The sequence below is a fragment of the Pelagibius sp. CAU 1746 genome (assembly GCF_039839785.1).
In the GTDB taxonomy this organism is placed as follows: Bacteria; Pseudomonadota; Alphaproteobacteria; order Kiloniellales; family Kiloniellaceae; genus Pelagibius.
In genome coordinates, this window is record NZ_JBDOQT010000004.1 from 1 (window position 1) to 15,937 (window position 15,937).

Below are 15,937 nucleotides of genomic sequence, written 5' to 3' on the forward strand. Positions count from 1 at the left end.
CCCGTTCTTCACCAACTACCGCCCGCAGTTCTACTTCCGCACGACGGACGTGACGGGCGTGGTGACGCTGCCGGAAGGCACGGAGATGGTGATGCCGGGCGACAACGTGACGATGAGCGTCGAACTGATCGCGCCGATCGCCATGGACGAAGGCCTGCGCTTCGCCATCCGCGAAGGCGGCCGCACCGTCGGCGCTGGCGTCGTCGCCGGTATCGAAAAGTAAGAGAAGCCGGTGTTGCGGGGCCCCTCGGGGGCCCCGCGATGTCCGGACGGCGGGCAGGCCAGTGGCCCGTGAGGCGTCAAGGAGTGTAGCTCAACTGGCAGAGCACCGGTCTCCAAAACCGGGGGTTGGGGGTTCGAGTCCCTCCACTCCTGCCAGTCTAGGCGGCATTCGGACCTGGAAAGTAAAGCAGTGCGGGCCCAAGTAGAGCGGGCCAAAGTAACGCGGGACCGCCGCGGCAAACCGAGCAGCAAGTGCGACCGCGCCCCTGGCGCGGTTTAGGCGTAGTAGGAAGCAGTACAAGCCAATGGCAACGATCAATCCGGCCCAGTACGTGCGCGAGGTGATCGGCGAGGTCAAGAAGGTGACCTGGCCGACCCGCAAGGAGACCACGGTGACCACGATCATGGTCTTCATCATGGTCGTCCTGGCCGCGGTCTTCTTCTTCCTCGTCGACCTGGTGTTGTCCGCCGGCGTGAAATTCATCCTCGGGTTGGGAGGCTGACGCCATGGCGATGCATTGGTATGTGCTGCACGTCTACTCCGGCTTCGAGAAGAAGGTCGCAGAAGGCATTCGCGAGCAGGCCCAGCAGAAGGGCATGGAAGACCTCTTCGACCAGATCCTGGTCCCGACGGAAGAGGTGGTGGAGATGCGCCGCGGCCAGAAGGTCAATGCTGAGCGCAAGTTCTTCCCGGGCTATGTCCTGCTGCGTATGGATATGACCGACGAGTCCTGGCACCTGGTGAAGAATACGCCGAAGGTGACGGGCTTCCTGGGCAACCGCAAGCCGACCCCGATCTCGGCCAAGGAGGCCGAGCGCATCCTCAAGCAGGTGCAGGAAGGGGTCGAGCGGCCGAAGCCCTCGATCATCTTCGAGATCGGCGAGCAGGTGCGCGTGGCTGACGGCCCCTTCACCTCCTTCAACGGCATGGTGGAGGAAGTCGACGAGGAGCGCGCCCGCCTAAAGGTCGCGGTGTCGATCTTCGGGCGTTCGACACCGGTCGAACTGGAGTACTCGCAGGTCGAGAAGCTGTAGTGAGTTTTATTGCCGGGCCTTCGGGGCCGGCACTGCGGGAGGCCGCCGCCCAGAAGTCCACTGGTGGGGCCGAACCGCAAACCCTAGAGAGAAGAAAGGGATAGTAAAGTGGCAAAGAAGATCGAAGGCTACATCAAGCTGGAGATCCCGGCCGGTCAGGCGAACCCCTCGCCGCCGGTGGGACCTGCGCTTGGTGCGCGCGGCCTCAACATCATGGAATTCTGCAAGGCCTTCAATGCGGCTACCCAGAACCTGGAGCAGGGCACTCCGACCCCGGTGATCATCACCGCGTTCTCGGACCGCTCATTCTCCTTCGAGACCAAGACCCCGCCGGCGAGCTGGTATCTGCGCAAGGCGGCCAAGGTGGCCAAGGGCTCCAAGGTGCCGAACCGGGACAAGGTCGGCAAGGTCAGCATGGCGCAGGTCCGCGAGATCGCCGAGGCGAAGATGCAGGACCTGAACGCCAACGATATCGACGCCGCCGCCAAGATCATCATGGGCTCGGCGCGCTCGATGGGCATCGAGGTGACGGAGTAGGGCCATGGCAGCGCAAGGAAAGCGGCTCAAGGCCGCCTATGAAGGTATCGACCGCAAGGCCCTCTACGAGCTGGGCGAGGCGGTGAAGAAGGTCAAGGAAGGCGCCAAGGCGAAGTTCGACGAGACCGTCGAGATTTCGATGAACCTGGGCGTCGATCCCCGTCACGCCGATCAGAACGTGCGTGGCGTGGTGTCGCTGCCGCACGGCACCGGCAAGGCGGTGCGGGTGGCGGTTTTCGCCAAGGGCCCGAAGGCCGAGGAGGCCCAGGCGGCCGGCGCCGACGTGGTCGGCGCGGACGACCTGGCCGAGAAGATTCAGGCCGGCGAGATCGATTTCGACCGCTGCATCGCCACCCCGGACATGATGCCGGTGGTCGGCCGCCTCGGTAAGGTGCTGGGCCCGCGCGGCCTGATGCCGAACCCGAAGCTGGGCACCGTGACCGCCGACGTGGCCGCGGCCATTCAGGCGGTCAAGGGCGGCCAAGTGGAGTTCCGCGTCGAGAAGGCGGGCATCGTCCATGCCGGCGTCGGCAAGGCGAGCTTCGGCGACGACGCGCTGGTCGAGAACATCAAGGCCTTTGTCGACGCCATCTCGCGCGCCAAGCCGAGCGGCGCCAAGGGCACTTACATCAAGCGCGTGGCGCTGTCCTCCACCATGGGGCCGGGCGTGCGCGTGGATCTGGGCAGCATCCAGGCCTGAGGGCCCGGAGCGCCGGAAAGAGGATTTCCGGCCGTTCTCCTTGCCGGGGAGCGGCCGGGGTAGGGTGGCAAGTTGCCGCCCGACCTGTCCGAGACTGCAGGTGCCGGCACCTTTGGGTGCCGGTTTAAGCCACAGAGGGCCTGCATAGACGGGAGCAAAGGGTTTCAAGGCCCCGGTCGATCCGGGGTCGTGAGGCTTGAACTTCCGGGACAGGCGAGCCGGACCACCGGGTCGTTTACCGGTGGTCCTCGTTGAAACCGGACGGTTCGTCCCAGGGAAGAGTTGCCTGGATAGCGGACCGGCCAACTAGAGCGGAAGTGACTCGTGGACCGATCTCAAAAAGAAGAGCTGGTCGCCAGTCTGCATCAAACGTTCTCGGAGACGAACCTCGTCGTCGTCACCCAGCAGTCGGGTATGACGGTGACCGAGGCTTCGGATCTGCGGCGCAAGATGCTGGCGGCGGGTGCCAGCTACAAGGTGACGAAGAATCGGCTCACGCGTCTTGCCCTCGAGGGTACCAAGTACGAGGCGCTGAAGGAGTTGTTCACCGGGCCGACGGCGATTGCCGTCTCGGAAGACCCGGTGGCGGCTGCCAAGGTCGCTGTCGAGTTCGCCAAGGCGAACGAGAAGCTGACCATCGTCGGTGGCGCTATGGGCGAAACCAAGCTTGATCCGGACGCGATCAAGGCCTTGGCGAGCCTGCCGTCGCTCGACGCACTGCGTGGCAAGCTGATCGGTGTTCTGCAGGCCCCGGCCACCAAGGTGGCGGGCGTGGTGCAGGCGCCGGCATCTCAGCTGGCCCGTGTTTTCAGTGCCTTTGGCTCTCAGGGAGAGGCCGCGTAAGCCTCGTCAAGGACGAGAGTTCAAGCCTAGGAGAAAGTAAGAAATGGCTGATCTGGATAAATTGGTTGATGAGCTGTCCAAGCTCACCGTGATCGAAGCTGCCGAGCTGGCCAAGAAGCTGGAAGACACCTGGGGTGTCTCCGCGGCGGCTCCGGTCGCCGTTGCCGCCGTTGCCGGCGGTGCCGCCGATGGTGGCGCTGCCGCCGCCGAGCAGACCGAGTTCGACGTCATCCTGGCCTCGGCCGGCGACAAGAAGATCAACGTCATCAAAGAGGTTCGCGCCATCACCGGCCTGGGCCTCAAGGAGGCGAAGGATCTGGTCGAAGGTGCGCCGAAGCCTGTCAAGGAAGGCGCCAGCAAGGACGAAGCCGAAGAGCTCAAGAAAAAGCTCGAAGAGGCTGGTGCGACGGTCGAGCTCAAGTAGTTTGACCGTCTGCAAGCGCAGTTCGGTACCGGCCGGCGGCCCCCGCTTTGGGGGCGCGCCGCGCCGGCTATCTGCGTCTGTAACATCGGATGCGGGCGTTCCGGCCTTCTAGTAAGGGGCGGGCGCCGGCGTCTCCGGTGGACGACTTACGGCTCAGGAGATCGGGCCGCTGAACGATGATCTCCGTACCGGGCCAAAGCTGGGGGTCCGGTTCAAAGGACGAATGCCGGCCGGCCCCGAGGGGCGAGAGGGCTCATGGCCGAAGCGTTCGGCCCAGCGACGTGAACGAGGACACGACGAAACATGGCGAATTCCCTGACTGCTCGCAAGCGCATCCGCAAGAGCTTCGGCAAGATCTCCGAAGTGGCCCAAATGCCCAATCTGATCGAGGTCCAGAAAACCTCCTACGACCAGTTTCTTCAGCTGGGCACGCCGATCGCGGAGCGGAGCAATACGGGCCTGCAGGAAGTCTTCACCGGAGTCTTCCCGATCCGCGATTTCTCCGAGCGGGCGGAACTGCAGTTCGTACGCTACGAACTGGAAGAGCCGAAGTACGACGTCGAGGAGTGCCAGCAGCGCGGCATGACCTTCGCCGCGCCCTTGAAGGTGACCCTGCGCCTGGTCGTCTGGGATGTCGACGAGGACACCGGCTCGCGCTCGATTCGCGACATCAAGGAGCAGGACGTCTACATGGGCGATATGCCGCTGATGACCCGTCACGGCACCTTCGTCATCAACGGCACCGAGCGCGTCATCGTTTCCCAGATGCACCGCAGCCCGGGCGTTTTCTTCGATCATGATCGCGGCAAGACCCATTCCTCGGGCAAGTACCTCTTCGCCGCCCGGGTCATTCCCTACCGCGGCTCCTGGCTGGACTTCGAGTTCGATGCCAAGGATCTCGTCTACGTGCGCATCGACCGGCGCCGCAAGCTGCCGGCGACGACCCTGCTGCTGGCGCTCGATTCGGACGAGACGGAGAAGCTGCGTGCGGAGCGTTCCAAGGACGGCAAGGCTCTGGAACCCCACGAGGCCCAGGGCATGTCGCCGGAAGACGTGCTCGGCTTCTTCTACGACCACGTCGCCTACAAGCGCTCGGGCAACGGCTGGAGCACGCCCTTCGACCAGGAGCGTATGCGCGGCGTCAAGCTGGTCCAGGATCTGGTGGATGCCAAGAGCGGCGAGGCGGTGGCCGAGGCCGGCGCGAAGATCACGCCGCGGCTGGCCAAGAAGCTTGTCGAAGGCGGCCTGAAGGACGTTTTCGTCACCAACGAGCAGTTGGTCGGCAGCTACATCTCGACGGACTTCATCAACGAGGAAACGGGCGAGGTCATCTGCGAGGCCGGCAACGAGCTGACCGAAGAGCTGCTGGAAACCCTGACCGAGGCCGGCATCAAGCAGATCTCCGTCCTCGCCATCGACCACGTGAACGTCGGCGCCTACATCCGCAACACCCTGGCGGTGGACAAGAATACCTCGCGCGAAGAGGCGCTGATCGACATCTACCGCGTCATGCGCCCGGGCGAGCCGCCGACCCTGGAGACGGCCGAGGCCATGTTCAACGGCCTGTTCTTCGATTCCGAGCGCTATGACCTCTCCGCGGTGGGCCGCGTGAAGATGAACGCGCGCCTCGGCTTTGAGACCGATGACCAGCTGCGCACCCTGCGCAAGGAAGACATGCTGGCAATCCTGAAGATCCTGGTGGACCTGAAGGACGGCCGCGGCGAGATCGACGACATCGACCACCTGGGCAACCGCCGGGTGCGTTCGGTCGGCGAGCTGATGGAGAACCAGTATCGCCTGGGCCTGCTGCGCATGGAGCGCGCGATTAAGGAGCGCATGTCCTCGGTCGAGATCGACTCGGTCATGCCGCACGACCTGATCAACGCCAAGCCGGCGGCCGCGGCGGTGCGGGAGTTCTTCGGCTCCTCGCAGCTCTCGCAGTTCATGGACCAGACCAACCCGCTGTCGGAGATCACCCACAAGCGCCGCCTCTCGGCGCTGGGCCCGGGCGGCCTGACCCGCGAGCGCGCGGGCTTCGAGGTGCGCGACGTGCACCCGACGCACTACGGCCGCATCTGCCCGATCGAGACGCCGGAAGGTCCGAACATCGGCCTCATCAACTCCCTGGCGACCTACGCCCGGGTGAACCAGTACGGCTTCATCGAAAGCCCCTACCGCAAGGTCGAGAACGCCAAGGTCACCGACGAGGTGCGCTACCTCTCCGCCATGGAGGAAGGCCGCTACACCATCGCGCAGGCCAACGCCGAGCTCGATAAGAACGGCAAGTTCGTCGACGACCTGATCTCCTGCCGCCAGGGCGGCGAGTACATCATGGCGATGAAGGACGCTATCGATTACATCGACGTTTCGCCGAAGCAGTTGGTCTCCGTCGCCGCAGCGCTGATCCCGTTCCTTGAGAACGACGACGCCAACCGCGCGCTGATGGGCTCCAACATGCAGCGCCAGGCGGTGCCGCTGCTGCAGTCCGAGGCGCCGCTGGTCGGCACCGGCATGGAGGGTACCGTGGCGCGCGATTCGGGCGTCGCCATCGGCGCGCGCCGTGCCGGCGTGGTCGACCAGGTCGACGCCACCCGCATCGTGATCCGCGTGACGGAAGAGACGTCCCACGGCGAGCAGGCGGTGGACATCTACAACCTGCTGAAGTTCCAGCGCTCGAACCAGAACACCTGCATCAACCAGCGTCCGCTGGTGAAGGTCGGCGACGTAGTGGCGGCCGGCGACATCGTCGCCGACGGCCCCTCGACCAACCTGGGCGAGCTGGCGCTCGGCCGCAACGTGCTGGTCGCCTTCATGCCGTGGCAGGGCTACAACTTCGAGGACTCGATCCTGATCTCCGAGCGCATCGTGCGCGATGACGTCTTCACCTCGATCCACATCGAGGAGTTCGAGGTCATGGCCCGCGACACCAAGCTGGGCCAGGAGGAAATCACCCGCGACATCCCCAACGTCGGCGAGGACGCGCTGCGCAACCTCGACGAGGCGGGCATGGTCTACATCGGCGCCGAGGTCAATCCGGGCGACATCCTGGTCGGCAAGGTGACGCCGAAGGGCGAGTCCCCCATGACCCCGGAAGAGAAGCTGCTGCGGGCGATCTTCGGTGAGAAGGCCTCGGACGTGCGCGACACCTCGCTGCGCGTGCCGCCGGGCGTCACCGGTACCGTCGTCGACGTGCGTGTCTTCTCGCGCCGCGGCGTCGACAAGGACGAACGCGCCCTGGCCATCGAGCGTGCCGAGATCGAACGCCTGGCCAAGGACCGCGACGACGAGCGGATGATCCTGGAGCGCAGCTACTACGGCCGCCTCAAGGATCTGGTGATGAACCAGACCGCGGTTTCCGGCCCCAAGGGCCTGAAGTCCGGCACCAAGATCACCGAGAAGGTGCTGAGCGACTTCACCCCGGGCCAGTGGCGCCAGATCGCGATCAAAGCCGACAAGCGCCAGCTCGACCTGGAAGCCTTGAACAAGCAGTTCGAGGAATCCATCGACGAGTTGAACAAGCGCTTCGAGAACAAGGTCGACAAGCTGCAGCGCGGCGACGAACTGCCGCCGGGCGTCATGAAGATGGCCAAGGTCTTCGTCGCGGTGAAGCGCAAGCTGCAGCCCGGCGACAAGATGGCCGGCCGCCACGGCAACAAGGGCGTCATCTCCAAGATCGTGCCGGTCGAGGACATGCCCTACACCGAGGACGGCGTCTCCGTCGACATCGTGCTGAACCCGCTGGGCGTTCCCAGCCGCATGAACGTCGGGCAGATTCTGGAAACCCATCTGGGCTGGGCCTGTGCGGGCCTGGGCCAGCAGGTCGGCCAGTTGCTGGACGAGTACGAGCGCGGCGGCAAGGTGGAGCCGCTGAAGAAGCAGCTTAAGGAGGTCTACGGCGATAAGATCTTCAAGGAAGACATCGCCGATATGGACGAGGAGGCCATCAAGGAACTGAGCGGCAACCTGCGCCGCGGCCTGCCCATCGCCACGCCGGTCTTCGACGGCGCGCGCGAGGAGGACATCTCCGACATGCTGGAGCAGGCCGGGCTCAATCGCTCCGGTCAGGTCACCCTCACCGATGGACGTACCGGCGAGGTCTTCGACCGCCAGGTGACGGTCGGCTACATCTATATGCTGAAGCTGCACCACCTGGTCGACGACAAGATCCACGCCCGTTCGATCGGCCCCTACAGCCTGGTCACCCAGCAGCCCCTGGGCGGCAAGGCCCAGTTCGGCGGCCAGCGCTTCGGCGAGATGGAGGTCTGGGCGCTTGAGGCTTACGGCGCCGCCTACACTCTGCAGGAGATGCTGACGGTGAAGTCGGACGACGTCTCGGGCCGCACCAAGGTCTATGAGGCCATCGTCAAGGGTGACGACAATTTCGAGGCCGGCATCCCGGAGTCCTTCAACGTGCTGGTGAAAGAACTGCGCTCGCTGGGCCTCAATGTGGACTTGAAGCAGTCGTCGTAGCCGCGCGGGTCCCGCTGCTAACGACTTCTGCTCAACCAAATACCTAATCGGGAGAAACCGATGTCAGAGTTGATGAACATTTTCGGCCAGCCGACCGGCCCTCAGAGCTTCGATCAGATCCGCATTTCGATCGCCAGCCCTGAGCGTATCCGGTCCTGGTCCTACGGCGAGATCAAGAAGCCGGAGACCATCAACTATCGTACCTTCAAGCCGGAGCGCGACGGTCTGTTCTGCGCGCGCATCTTCGGTCCGATCAAGGACTACGAGTGCCTCTGCGGCAAGTACAAGCGCATGAAGTATCGCGGCATCATCTGCGAGAAGTGCGGCGTCGAGGTTACGCTCTCCAAGGTGCGCCGCGAGCGCATGGGGCATATCGAGCTGGCCAGCCCGGTGGCGCACATCTGGTTCCTGAAGTCGCTGCCGAGCCGCATCGGCCTGCTGCTCGACATGACCCTGAAGGATCTGGAGCGGGTGCTCTACTTCGAGTACTTCGTGGTGGTCGAGCCCGGCCTGACGCCGCTGAAGATGCACCAGCTCATGAGCGAGGAGGAGTTCCTCACCGCGCAGGAAGAGTACGGCGAGGACGCCTTCGAGGCGATGATCGGCGCCGAGGCGATGAAGAAGATGCTCTCCTCCCTGGAGCTGGAGGAAGAGCGCGTCGATGTGCGCGAGGAACTGCGCGAGACCGGCTCCGAGGCCAAGCGCAAGAAGCTGGTCAAGCGCCTGAAGCTGATTGAGGCCTTCCTCGAGTCCGGCGCCCGTCCGGAGTGGATGATCCTGGACGTCGTGCCGGTGATCCCGCCCGAACTGCGGCCTCTTGTTCCCCTTGATGGCGGTCGTTTCGCGACCTCGGACCTCAACGATCTCTACCGCCGGGTCATCAACCGCAACAACCGCCTGAAGCGCCTTATCGAGCTGCGCGCGCCGGACATCATCGTGCGCAACGAAAAGCGTATGCTGCAGGAGGCCGTCGACGCCCTCTTCGACAACGGCCGCCGCGGCCGCGTCATCACCGGCGCCAACAAGCGGCCCCTCAAGTCGCTGTCCGACATGCTGAAGGGCAAGCAGGGCCGCTTCCGCCAGAACCTGCTCGGCAAGCGCGTCGACTATTCCGGCCGCTCGGTCATCGTGGTGGGCCCGGAGCTGAAGCTGCATCAGTGTGGCCTGCCCAAGAAGATGGCGCTGGAGCTGTTCAAGCCCTTCATCTACTCGAAGCTCGAGCTCTACAACATGGCCTCCACCATCAAGGCGGCTAAGCGCATGGTGGAGAAGGAGCGGCCCGAGGTCTGGGATATCCTGGAAGAGGTCATCCGCGAGCATCCGGTGTTGCTGAACCGCGCGCCGACGCTGCACCGCCTCGGCATCCAGGCCTTCGAGCCGGTGCTGATCGAGGGTAAGGCGATTCAGCTTCACCCGCTGGTCTGCACCGCCTTCAATGCCGACTTCGACGGCGACCAGATGGCGGTTCACGTGCCGCTGTCGCTGGAGGCGCAGTTGGAAGCCCGCGTCCTCATGATGTCGACGAACAACATCCTGTCGCCGGCGAACGGCAAGCCGATCATCGTGCCGTCCCAGGACATCGTTCTCGGCATCTACTATCTGTCGATGGAAGCCGAGGGCGAGCCGGGCGAGGGCATGATGTTCGGCGACATGGGCGAGATCGAACACGCCCTGGCCGCCGGCGCCGTGAGCCTGCAGGCCAAGGTCAAGGCGCGCTATCACACGGTGGATTCCGAGGGCAACCCGATCACCGTGATCGTCGACACCACCCCGGGACGCATGAAGCTGTCCGAGGTGCTGCCGCGTCACCCCAACGTGCCTTTCAGCCTGCTCAACAAGGTGCTGACCAAGAAGGAAATCACCGAGCTGATCGATATCGTCTACCGCCACTGCGGTCAGAAGGACACGGTCATCTTCTGCGACCGGATCATGTCCTTGGGCTTCGGCTATGCCTGCAAGGCGGGTATCTCCTTCGGCAAGGACGACCTCATGATCCCCGACGCCAAGCAGGGTCTGGTGGAAGAGGCGCAGGCCAAGGTGAAGGAGTTCGAGCAGCAGTACCTCGACGGCCTGATCACTCAGGGCGAGAAGTACAACAAGGTGGTCGACGTCTGGTCGCAGTGCACCGACCGGGTGGCCGACGAGATGATGAAGGTCATCTCCGGCACCGCCGGGCGGAACGTCAATGCCGTCTACATGATGGCCGACTCCGGTGCCCGTGGTTCGGCGGCCCAGATCAAGCAGCTTGCCGGCATGCGCGGCCTCATGGCCAAGCCGTCGGGCGAGATCATCGAGACGCCGATCATCTCGAACTTCAAGGAAGGCCTCACCGTTCTGGAGTACTTCAACTCCACCCACGGCGCCCGCAAGGGTCTGGCCGACACCGCCCTGAAGACGGCGAACTCGGGTTACCTGACCCGGCGTCTGGTCGACGTCGCGCAGGACGCCATCATCATCGAGGAGGACTGCGGCACCGAGAAGGGTCTGAGTGTCTCCGCGGTGGTCGACGGCGGCGAGGTCATCGCCTCCCTCGGCGAGCGCATCCTGGGCCGCACCGCCCAGGAAGACATCGTCGATCCCTTGACGGGCGACGTCATCCTGAAGCGCGGCGAGCTGGTCGAGGAAGACAAGATCGACCAGATCGAGCGGGCCGGTATCGACACCATCTTCATCCGTTCGGCGCTGATGTGCGAATCGGTGGGCGGCATGTGCGGCGCCTGCTATGGCCGTGACCTGGCGCGCGGTACCAAGGTCAACGTGGGCGAGGCGGTCGGCGTGATCGCGGCCCAGTCGATCGGCGAGCCGGGCACTCAGCTGACCATGCGGACCTTCCACATCGGCGGCGCCGCCCAGCGTGGCGCGGAGCAGTCTTCGGTCGAGGCCGGTTCCGAGGCGACCATCAAGATCGCCAACCGCAACGTGGTCATGAACTCCGACGGTATCCCCGTCGTCATGGGCCGCAACCTCGAGGTGGTCCTGCTGGACGAGAAGTCGCGCGAACGGGCCCGCTATCGCGTGCCTTACGGCGCCAAGCTGCTGGTCGACGACGGGAAAGAGGTCAAGGTCGGCGACAAGCTGGCCGAGTGGGACCCCTATACCATCCCGATCATCACCGAGCGCGAGGGAACGGCGAACTACGTCGACCTCATCGAGGGCACCTCGATGCGCGAGGTCATGGACGAGACCACCGGCATTTCCAACCGCGTGGTTATCGACTGGAAGCAGCAGCCGCGGGGCAACGACCTGAAGCCGCGCGTCACCCTGCGCGACGAGAAGGGCGAGGTGGTGACGCTGGCCAACGGTATGGAGGCACGCTACTTCATGTCGGTCGACGCCATCCTCTCGGTCGACAATGGCGCCCATGTGCGGGCGGGCGATGTGCTGGCTCGTATCCCGCGGGAATCCTCCAAGACGCGCGACATTACCGGCGGTCTGCCGCGGGTGGCCGAGCTCTTCGAGGCCCGCAAGCCGAAAGACTACGCCATCATCAGCGAGATCGAGGGCCGGGTCGAGTTCGGCAAGGATTACAAGACCAAGCGCCGTATCGTCGTGGTGCCGGAAGGCGAGGATGCCGAGCCGCGCGAGTACCTGATCCCCAAGGGCAAGCATATCTCGGTGCAGGAGGGCGATTTCGTCCAGGTCGGCGACATGCTGCTTGACGGTAATCCAGTACCGCACGACATCCTTGAGGTTCTCGGCGTCGAGGCCCTGGCGGACTACCTGATCGACGAAATCCAGAGCGTCTATCGCCTGCAGGGCGTGAAGATCAACGACAAGCACATCGAGGTCATCGTCCGCCAGATGCTGCAGAAGGTCGAGATTCACGACGGGGGCGATACGACCTTGCTGGTCGGCGAGCAGGTCGACCGTGACGAATTCGATGCGGTCAACGACAAGGTGATCGCCGAGGGCGGCAAGGCGGCCTCCGGCAGCCCGGTCCTCCAGGGCATTACCAAGGCCAGCCTGCAGACCCGTTCCTTCATCTCGGCGGCCTCCTTCCAGGAGACCACCCGGGTGCTGACGGAGGCGGCGACGCACGGCAAGGAGGACCGCCTGATCGGTCTCAAGGAGAACGTCATCGTCGGCCGCCTGATCCCGGCGGGCACCGGCTCGGTCATGAACCGCCTCAAGCGAATCGCCGCCGCGCGCGACCGCGAGCTGATCGAGGAGCGCGAGCAGGCGGCCCTGGCCAGCGGGGCGGAGTCGGAGGTTTCCGAGGAGGAGACCTCGGTCGCCTGACCGTTTCGTAGCTAAGTTTGTTTCAAATTGCGCCGCGGTAGGGGAATTAAATTGCCAATTACCCCTATTGCGGCGCAGCCTTGGAAACCTCCGATAAAGTAAGGTTTCCTGGGTTTAACGTGCTTGACGGAGCATAGGCGCATCAATATATTGCGCCAACCTTTCGGGGGGCTGGTGGTAGGCCCGTTGCGGTCTAGACGCAGCCCCTGGCGATTACGGTAATGAAATTTTAGGCAAGCTGTTTTCGACGGCGTTTTCGCATCCGCAGGGCCGAACCTTCGGCCTTTGCGGTGCTTTGTCTCGAAAACCGGGCGCATAGGAAAGCTAATGCCAACGATCAACCAGTTGATCCGTAAGCCGCGCAAACCTGAGGTTGCGCGCAACAAAGTGCCGGCCCTCGAGGCCTGCCCGCAGAAGCGTGGTGTCTGCACCCGCGTCTACACGACGACGCCGAAGAAGCCGAACTCGGCTCTTCGTAAGGTCGCGCGCGTGCGCCTGACCAACGGCTTCGAGGTCACCAGCTACATTCCCGGCGAGGGTCACAACCTTCAGGAACACTCGGTGGTCATGATCCGTGGCGGCCGTGTGAAGGACCTGCCTGGCGTTCGCTACCACATCATCCGTGGTACGCTGGATACCCAGGGCGTGAAGGACCGCCGTCAGCGCCGTTCGAAATACGGCGCCAAGCGGCCCAAGTAAGGTAGGAGAGAAGAGGCATGTCCCGCCGTCATCGCGCCGAAAAAAGGGAAGTTCTTCCCGATCCGAAATTTGGCGACATCGTTCTCAGCAAGTTCATGAATTGCCTTATGTTCGACGGCAAGAAGTCCGTCGCCGAAGGCATCGTCTATGGCGCGCTCGATCGTGTTCAGGAGCGCGGCAGCCAGGATCCGGTCCGTGTGTTCCACGAGGCCCTGGACAACGTGAAGCCGGAAATCGAGGTGCGCTCCCGCCGCGTCGGTGGCGCCACCTATCAGGTGCCGGTCGAGGTGCGTCACGACCGCGGTCAGGCTCTCGCCATCCGCTGGCTGATCAACGCCTCCCGCGCCCGCTCGGAACTGACGATGACCGAGCGCCTGGCCGGCGAACTGATGGATGCATCGAATAACAGGGGTTCGGCAGTCAAGAAGCGGGAAGACACCCACCGTATGGCGGAGGCCAACAAGGCCTTCTCGCACTACCGCTGGTAACCCACGAAGAGTAGACCGTCATGGCACGTACGACCCCCCTCGACCGCTACCGTAACATCGGCATCATGGCTCACATCGATGCCGGTAAGACCACGACCACGGAGCGAATCCTCTATTACACCGGTGTCTCCCATAAGATCGGTGAGGTTCATGACGGCAACGCCACCATGGACTGGATGGAGCAGGAGCAGGAGCGCGGGATTACCATCACCTCCGCGGCGACCACCTGCTTCTGGAAGGATCACCGCGTCAACATCATCGACACCCCGGGTCACGTCGACTTCACCATCGAGGTGGAGCGCTCACTGCGCGTGCTGGACGGTGCCGTGGCGGTGTTCGACTCCGTCGCTGGTGTCGAGCCGCAGTCGGAAACGGTTTGGCGTCAGGCCGACAAGTACAAGGTGCCGCGCATCTGCTTCGTCAACAAGATGGACCGTACCGGCTCCGACTTCTATCGCTGTGTCGACATGATCGTCGATCGCCTGGGCGCGCAACCGCTGGTGTTGCAGCTTCCGGTGGGCGGGGAGGCCGACTTCAAGGGTGTCGTCGATCTGATTTCGATGAAGGCCATCGTCTGGCTGGACGAGTCCCTCGGAGCTCAGTTCGAGATCCAGGATATTCCGGCGGATTTGGCCGACAAGGCCGCCGAATACCGGGAAAAGCTGATCGAGCTGGCTGTCGAACAGGACGACGCCGCCATGGAGGCCTACCTCGAGGGCAACGAGCCCGACGAGGAGACGTTGAAGAAGTGCATCCGCAAGGGAACCTGCAGCCTGGCCTTCGTGCCGGTGCTGAACGGCACGGCCTTCAAGAACAAGGGCGTGCAGCCGCTGCTGGATGCGGTGGTTGACTTTCTGCCTTCGCCGGTGGAAGTCCCGGACGTCAAGGGCGTAAAGCCGGACTCCGAAGAGGTCGACACCCGTCCGTCTAGCGACGATGCGCCGACCGCGGCGCTGGCCTTCAAGATCATGACCGACCCCTTCGTCGGGTCGTTGACTTTCGTGCGCGTCTACTCGGGCGTGATCACCACGGGCACCCAGATCCTGAACTCGGTGAAGGGGCAGCGCGAGCGCGTCGGCCGCATGCTGCAGATGCACTCCAATCACCGTGAGGACATCAAGGAGGCTCATGCCGGCGACATCGTCGCCATCGCGGGCCTCAAGAGCACGACCACCGGCGAGACGCTGTGCGACGCGCAGAAGCCGATCATCCTGGAGCGTATGGAATTCCCCGATCCCGTCATCGAGGTGGCGGTCGAGCCGAAGACCAAGAGCGACCAGGAGAAGATGGGCGTGGCGCTCAGTCGCTTGGCCCAGGAGGATCCGTCCTTCCGCGTGTCGACCGATTCCGAGAGCGGCCAGACCGTCATCAAGGGCATGGGCGAACTGCACCTCGACATCATCGTCGACCGCATGCGCCGAGAGTTCAAGGTCGACGCCAACGTGGGTGCCCCGCAGGTCGCCTACCGCGAGACCATCACGCGCCGGTCGGAGATCGACTACACCCATAAGAAGCAGACCGGCGGTTCCGGTCAGTTCGCCCGCATCAAGCTGGTCTTCGAGCCGCTGGAGCCGGGCGAGGGTTTCGTCTTCGAAAACGCCATCACCGGCGGCGCGGTGCCCCGCGAGTTCATTCCGGGCGTCGAGAAGGGCCTCAACTCCGCCTTGGAGACGGGCGTTCTGGCCGGTTTCCCGATGATCGATTTCAAGGCGACGCTGACCGACGGCGCGAGCCACGATGTCGACTCCAGCGTCCTGGCCTTCGAGATCGCGTCGCGCGCGGCCTTCCGCGAGGGCGTGCCGAAGTCGGGCCCGGTGCTGCTGGAGCCGATGATGAAAGTCGAAGTGGTGACGCCTGAAGAGTACATGGGCGACATCATCGGCGATCTGAACAGCCGGCGCGGTATGGTGCAGGGCATGGACAGCCGCGGCAACGCCCAGGTGATCAACGCCATGGTGCCGCTGGCCAACATGTTCGGCTACGTGAACAACCTGCGCTCCATGAGCCAGGGCCGCGCCCAGTACACCATGACCTTTGACCACTACGAGAAGGTGCCGCAGGCGGTGGCCGACGAAGTGGTTTCCAAGTTGGCCTGAAGTTGGGCCTGAGAACAGCCAAGACGAGCAGACAAAGCCGAGTTACGGAGAAGTAGGACCGATGGCCAAGGAAAAGTTTGAGCGGACGAAGCCGCACTGCAACATTGGGACGATTGGGCACGTCGACCACGGTAAGACGACGCTGACGGCGGCGATTACGAAGGTCTTGGCGGAGTCGGGCGGA

General features: G+C 64.0%; 12 protein-coding genes, 1 tRNA gene and 1 pseudogene. All 14 read left to right on the forward strand.

Annotated elements, in window-relative coordinates; genetic code table 11:
- Window positions 1-223 (forward strand): annotated as a pseudogene (gene tuf, locus AAFN88_RS21855) (elongation factor Tu); the annotation flags it as partial.
- Window positions 224-302: 79 nt separating this feature from the next.
- Window positions 303-378: transfer RNA gene (locus tag AAFN88_RS21860), tRNA-Trp, on the forward strand.
- 149 nt (window positions 379-527) lie between these two features.
- The gene (gene secE, locus AAFN88_RS21865; protein ID WP_347522920.1) at window positions 528-725 is read left to right on the forward strand and encodes a preprotein translocase subunit SecE; all 198 of its coding nucleotides are present in this window, start codon (window positions 528-530) and stop codon (window positions 723-725) included.
- Window positions 726-729: 4 nt separating this feature from the next.
- On the forward strand, window positions 730-1,257 hold the full coding sequence (gene nusG, locus AAFN88_RS21870; protein WP_347522921.1) for a transcription termination/antitermination protein NusG: 528 nt from the start codon (window positions 730-732) through the stop codon (window positions 1,255-1,257).
- A gap of 108 nt (window positions 1,258-1,365) precedes the next feature.
- Window positions 1,366-1,794 (forward strand): 50S ribosomal protein L11, encoded by a 429-nt coding sequence (gene rplK / locus AAFN88_RS21875; RefSeq protein ID WP_347522922.1) that lies wholly within the window; start codon window positions 1,366-1,368, stop codon window positions 1,792-1,794.
- Window positions 1,795-1,798: 4 nt separating this feature from the next.
- Window positions 1,799-2,494, forward strand: coding sequence for a 50S ribosomal protein L1 (gene rplA / locus AAFN88_RS21880; RefSeq protein WP_347522924.1), 696 nt, complete (start codon window positions 1,799-1,801; stop codon window positions 2,492-2,494).
- Between the two features lie 324 nt (window positions 2,495-2,818).
- Window positions 2,819-3,337, forward strand: coding sequence for a 50S ribosomal protein L10 (rplJ, locus tag AAFN88_RS21885; protein ID WP_347522925.1), 519 nt, complete (start codon window positions 2,819-2,821; stop codon window positions 3,335-3,337).
- A 43-nt stretch (window positions 3,338-3,380) separates the two neighbouring features.
- Window positions 3,381-3,761, forward strand: a complete 381-nt coding sequence (gene rplL, locus AAFN88_RS21890; RefSeq protein ID WP_347522927.1) for a 50S ribosomal protein L7/L12 — start codon at window positions 3,381-3,383, stop codon at window positions 3,759-3,761.
- A gap of 303 nt (window positions 3,762-4,064) precedes the next feature.
- Window positions 4,065-8,231: a DNA-directed RNA polymerase subunit beta gene (rpoB, locus tag AAFN88_RS21895; protein ID WP_347522929.1), complete on the forward strand. Its 4,167-nt coding sequence runs from the start codon at window positions 4,065-4,067 to the stop codon at window positions 8,229-8,231.
- A 60-nt stretch (window positions 8,232-8,291) separates the two neighbouring features.
- Complete coding sequence (rpoC, locus tag AAFN88_RS21900) at window positions 8,292-12,470, forward strand: DNA-directed RNA polymerase subunit beta' (protein ID WP_347522931.1); 4,179 nt, start codon at window positions 8,292-8,294, stop codon at window positions 12,468-12,470.
- 327 nt (window positions 12,471-12,797) lie between these two features.
- On the forward strand, window positions 12,798-13,169 hold the full coding sequence (gene rpsL, locus AAFN88_RS21905; protein WP_193368124.1) for a 30S ribosomal protein S12: 372 nt from the start codon (window positions 12,798-12,800) through the stop codon (window positions 13,167-13,169).
- Window positions 13,170-13,186: 17 nt separating this feature from the next.
- Window positions 13,187-13,657, forward strand: a complete 471-nt coding sequence (gene rpsG, locus AAFN88_RS21910) for a 30S ribosomal protein S7 (protein WP_347522933.1) — start codon at window positions 13,187-13,189, stop codon at window positions 13,655-13,657.
- Window positions 13,658-13,677: 20 nt separating this feature from the next.
- The gene (fusA, locus tag AAFN88_RS21915; RefSeq protein WP_347522935.1) at window positions 13,678-15,753 is read left to right on the forward strand and encodes an elongation factor G; all 2,076 of its coding nucleotides are present in this window, start codon (window positions 13,678-13,680) and stop codon (window positions 15,751-15,753) included.
- A 61-nt stretch (window positions 15,754-15,814) separates the two neighbouring features.
- Window positions 15,815-15,937, forward strand: a 123-nt coding sequence (locus AAFN88_RS21920) for a GTP-binding protein (protein ID WP_347522937.1), incomplete at its 3' end; no start/stop codon positions are given.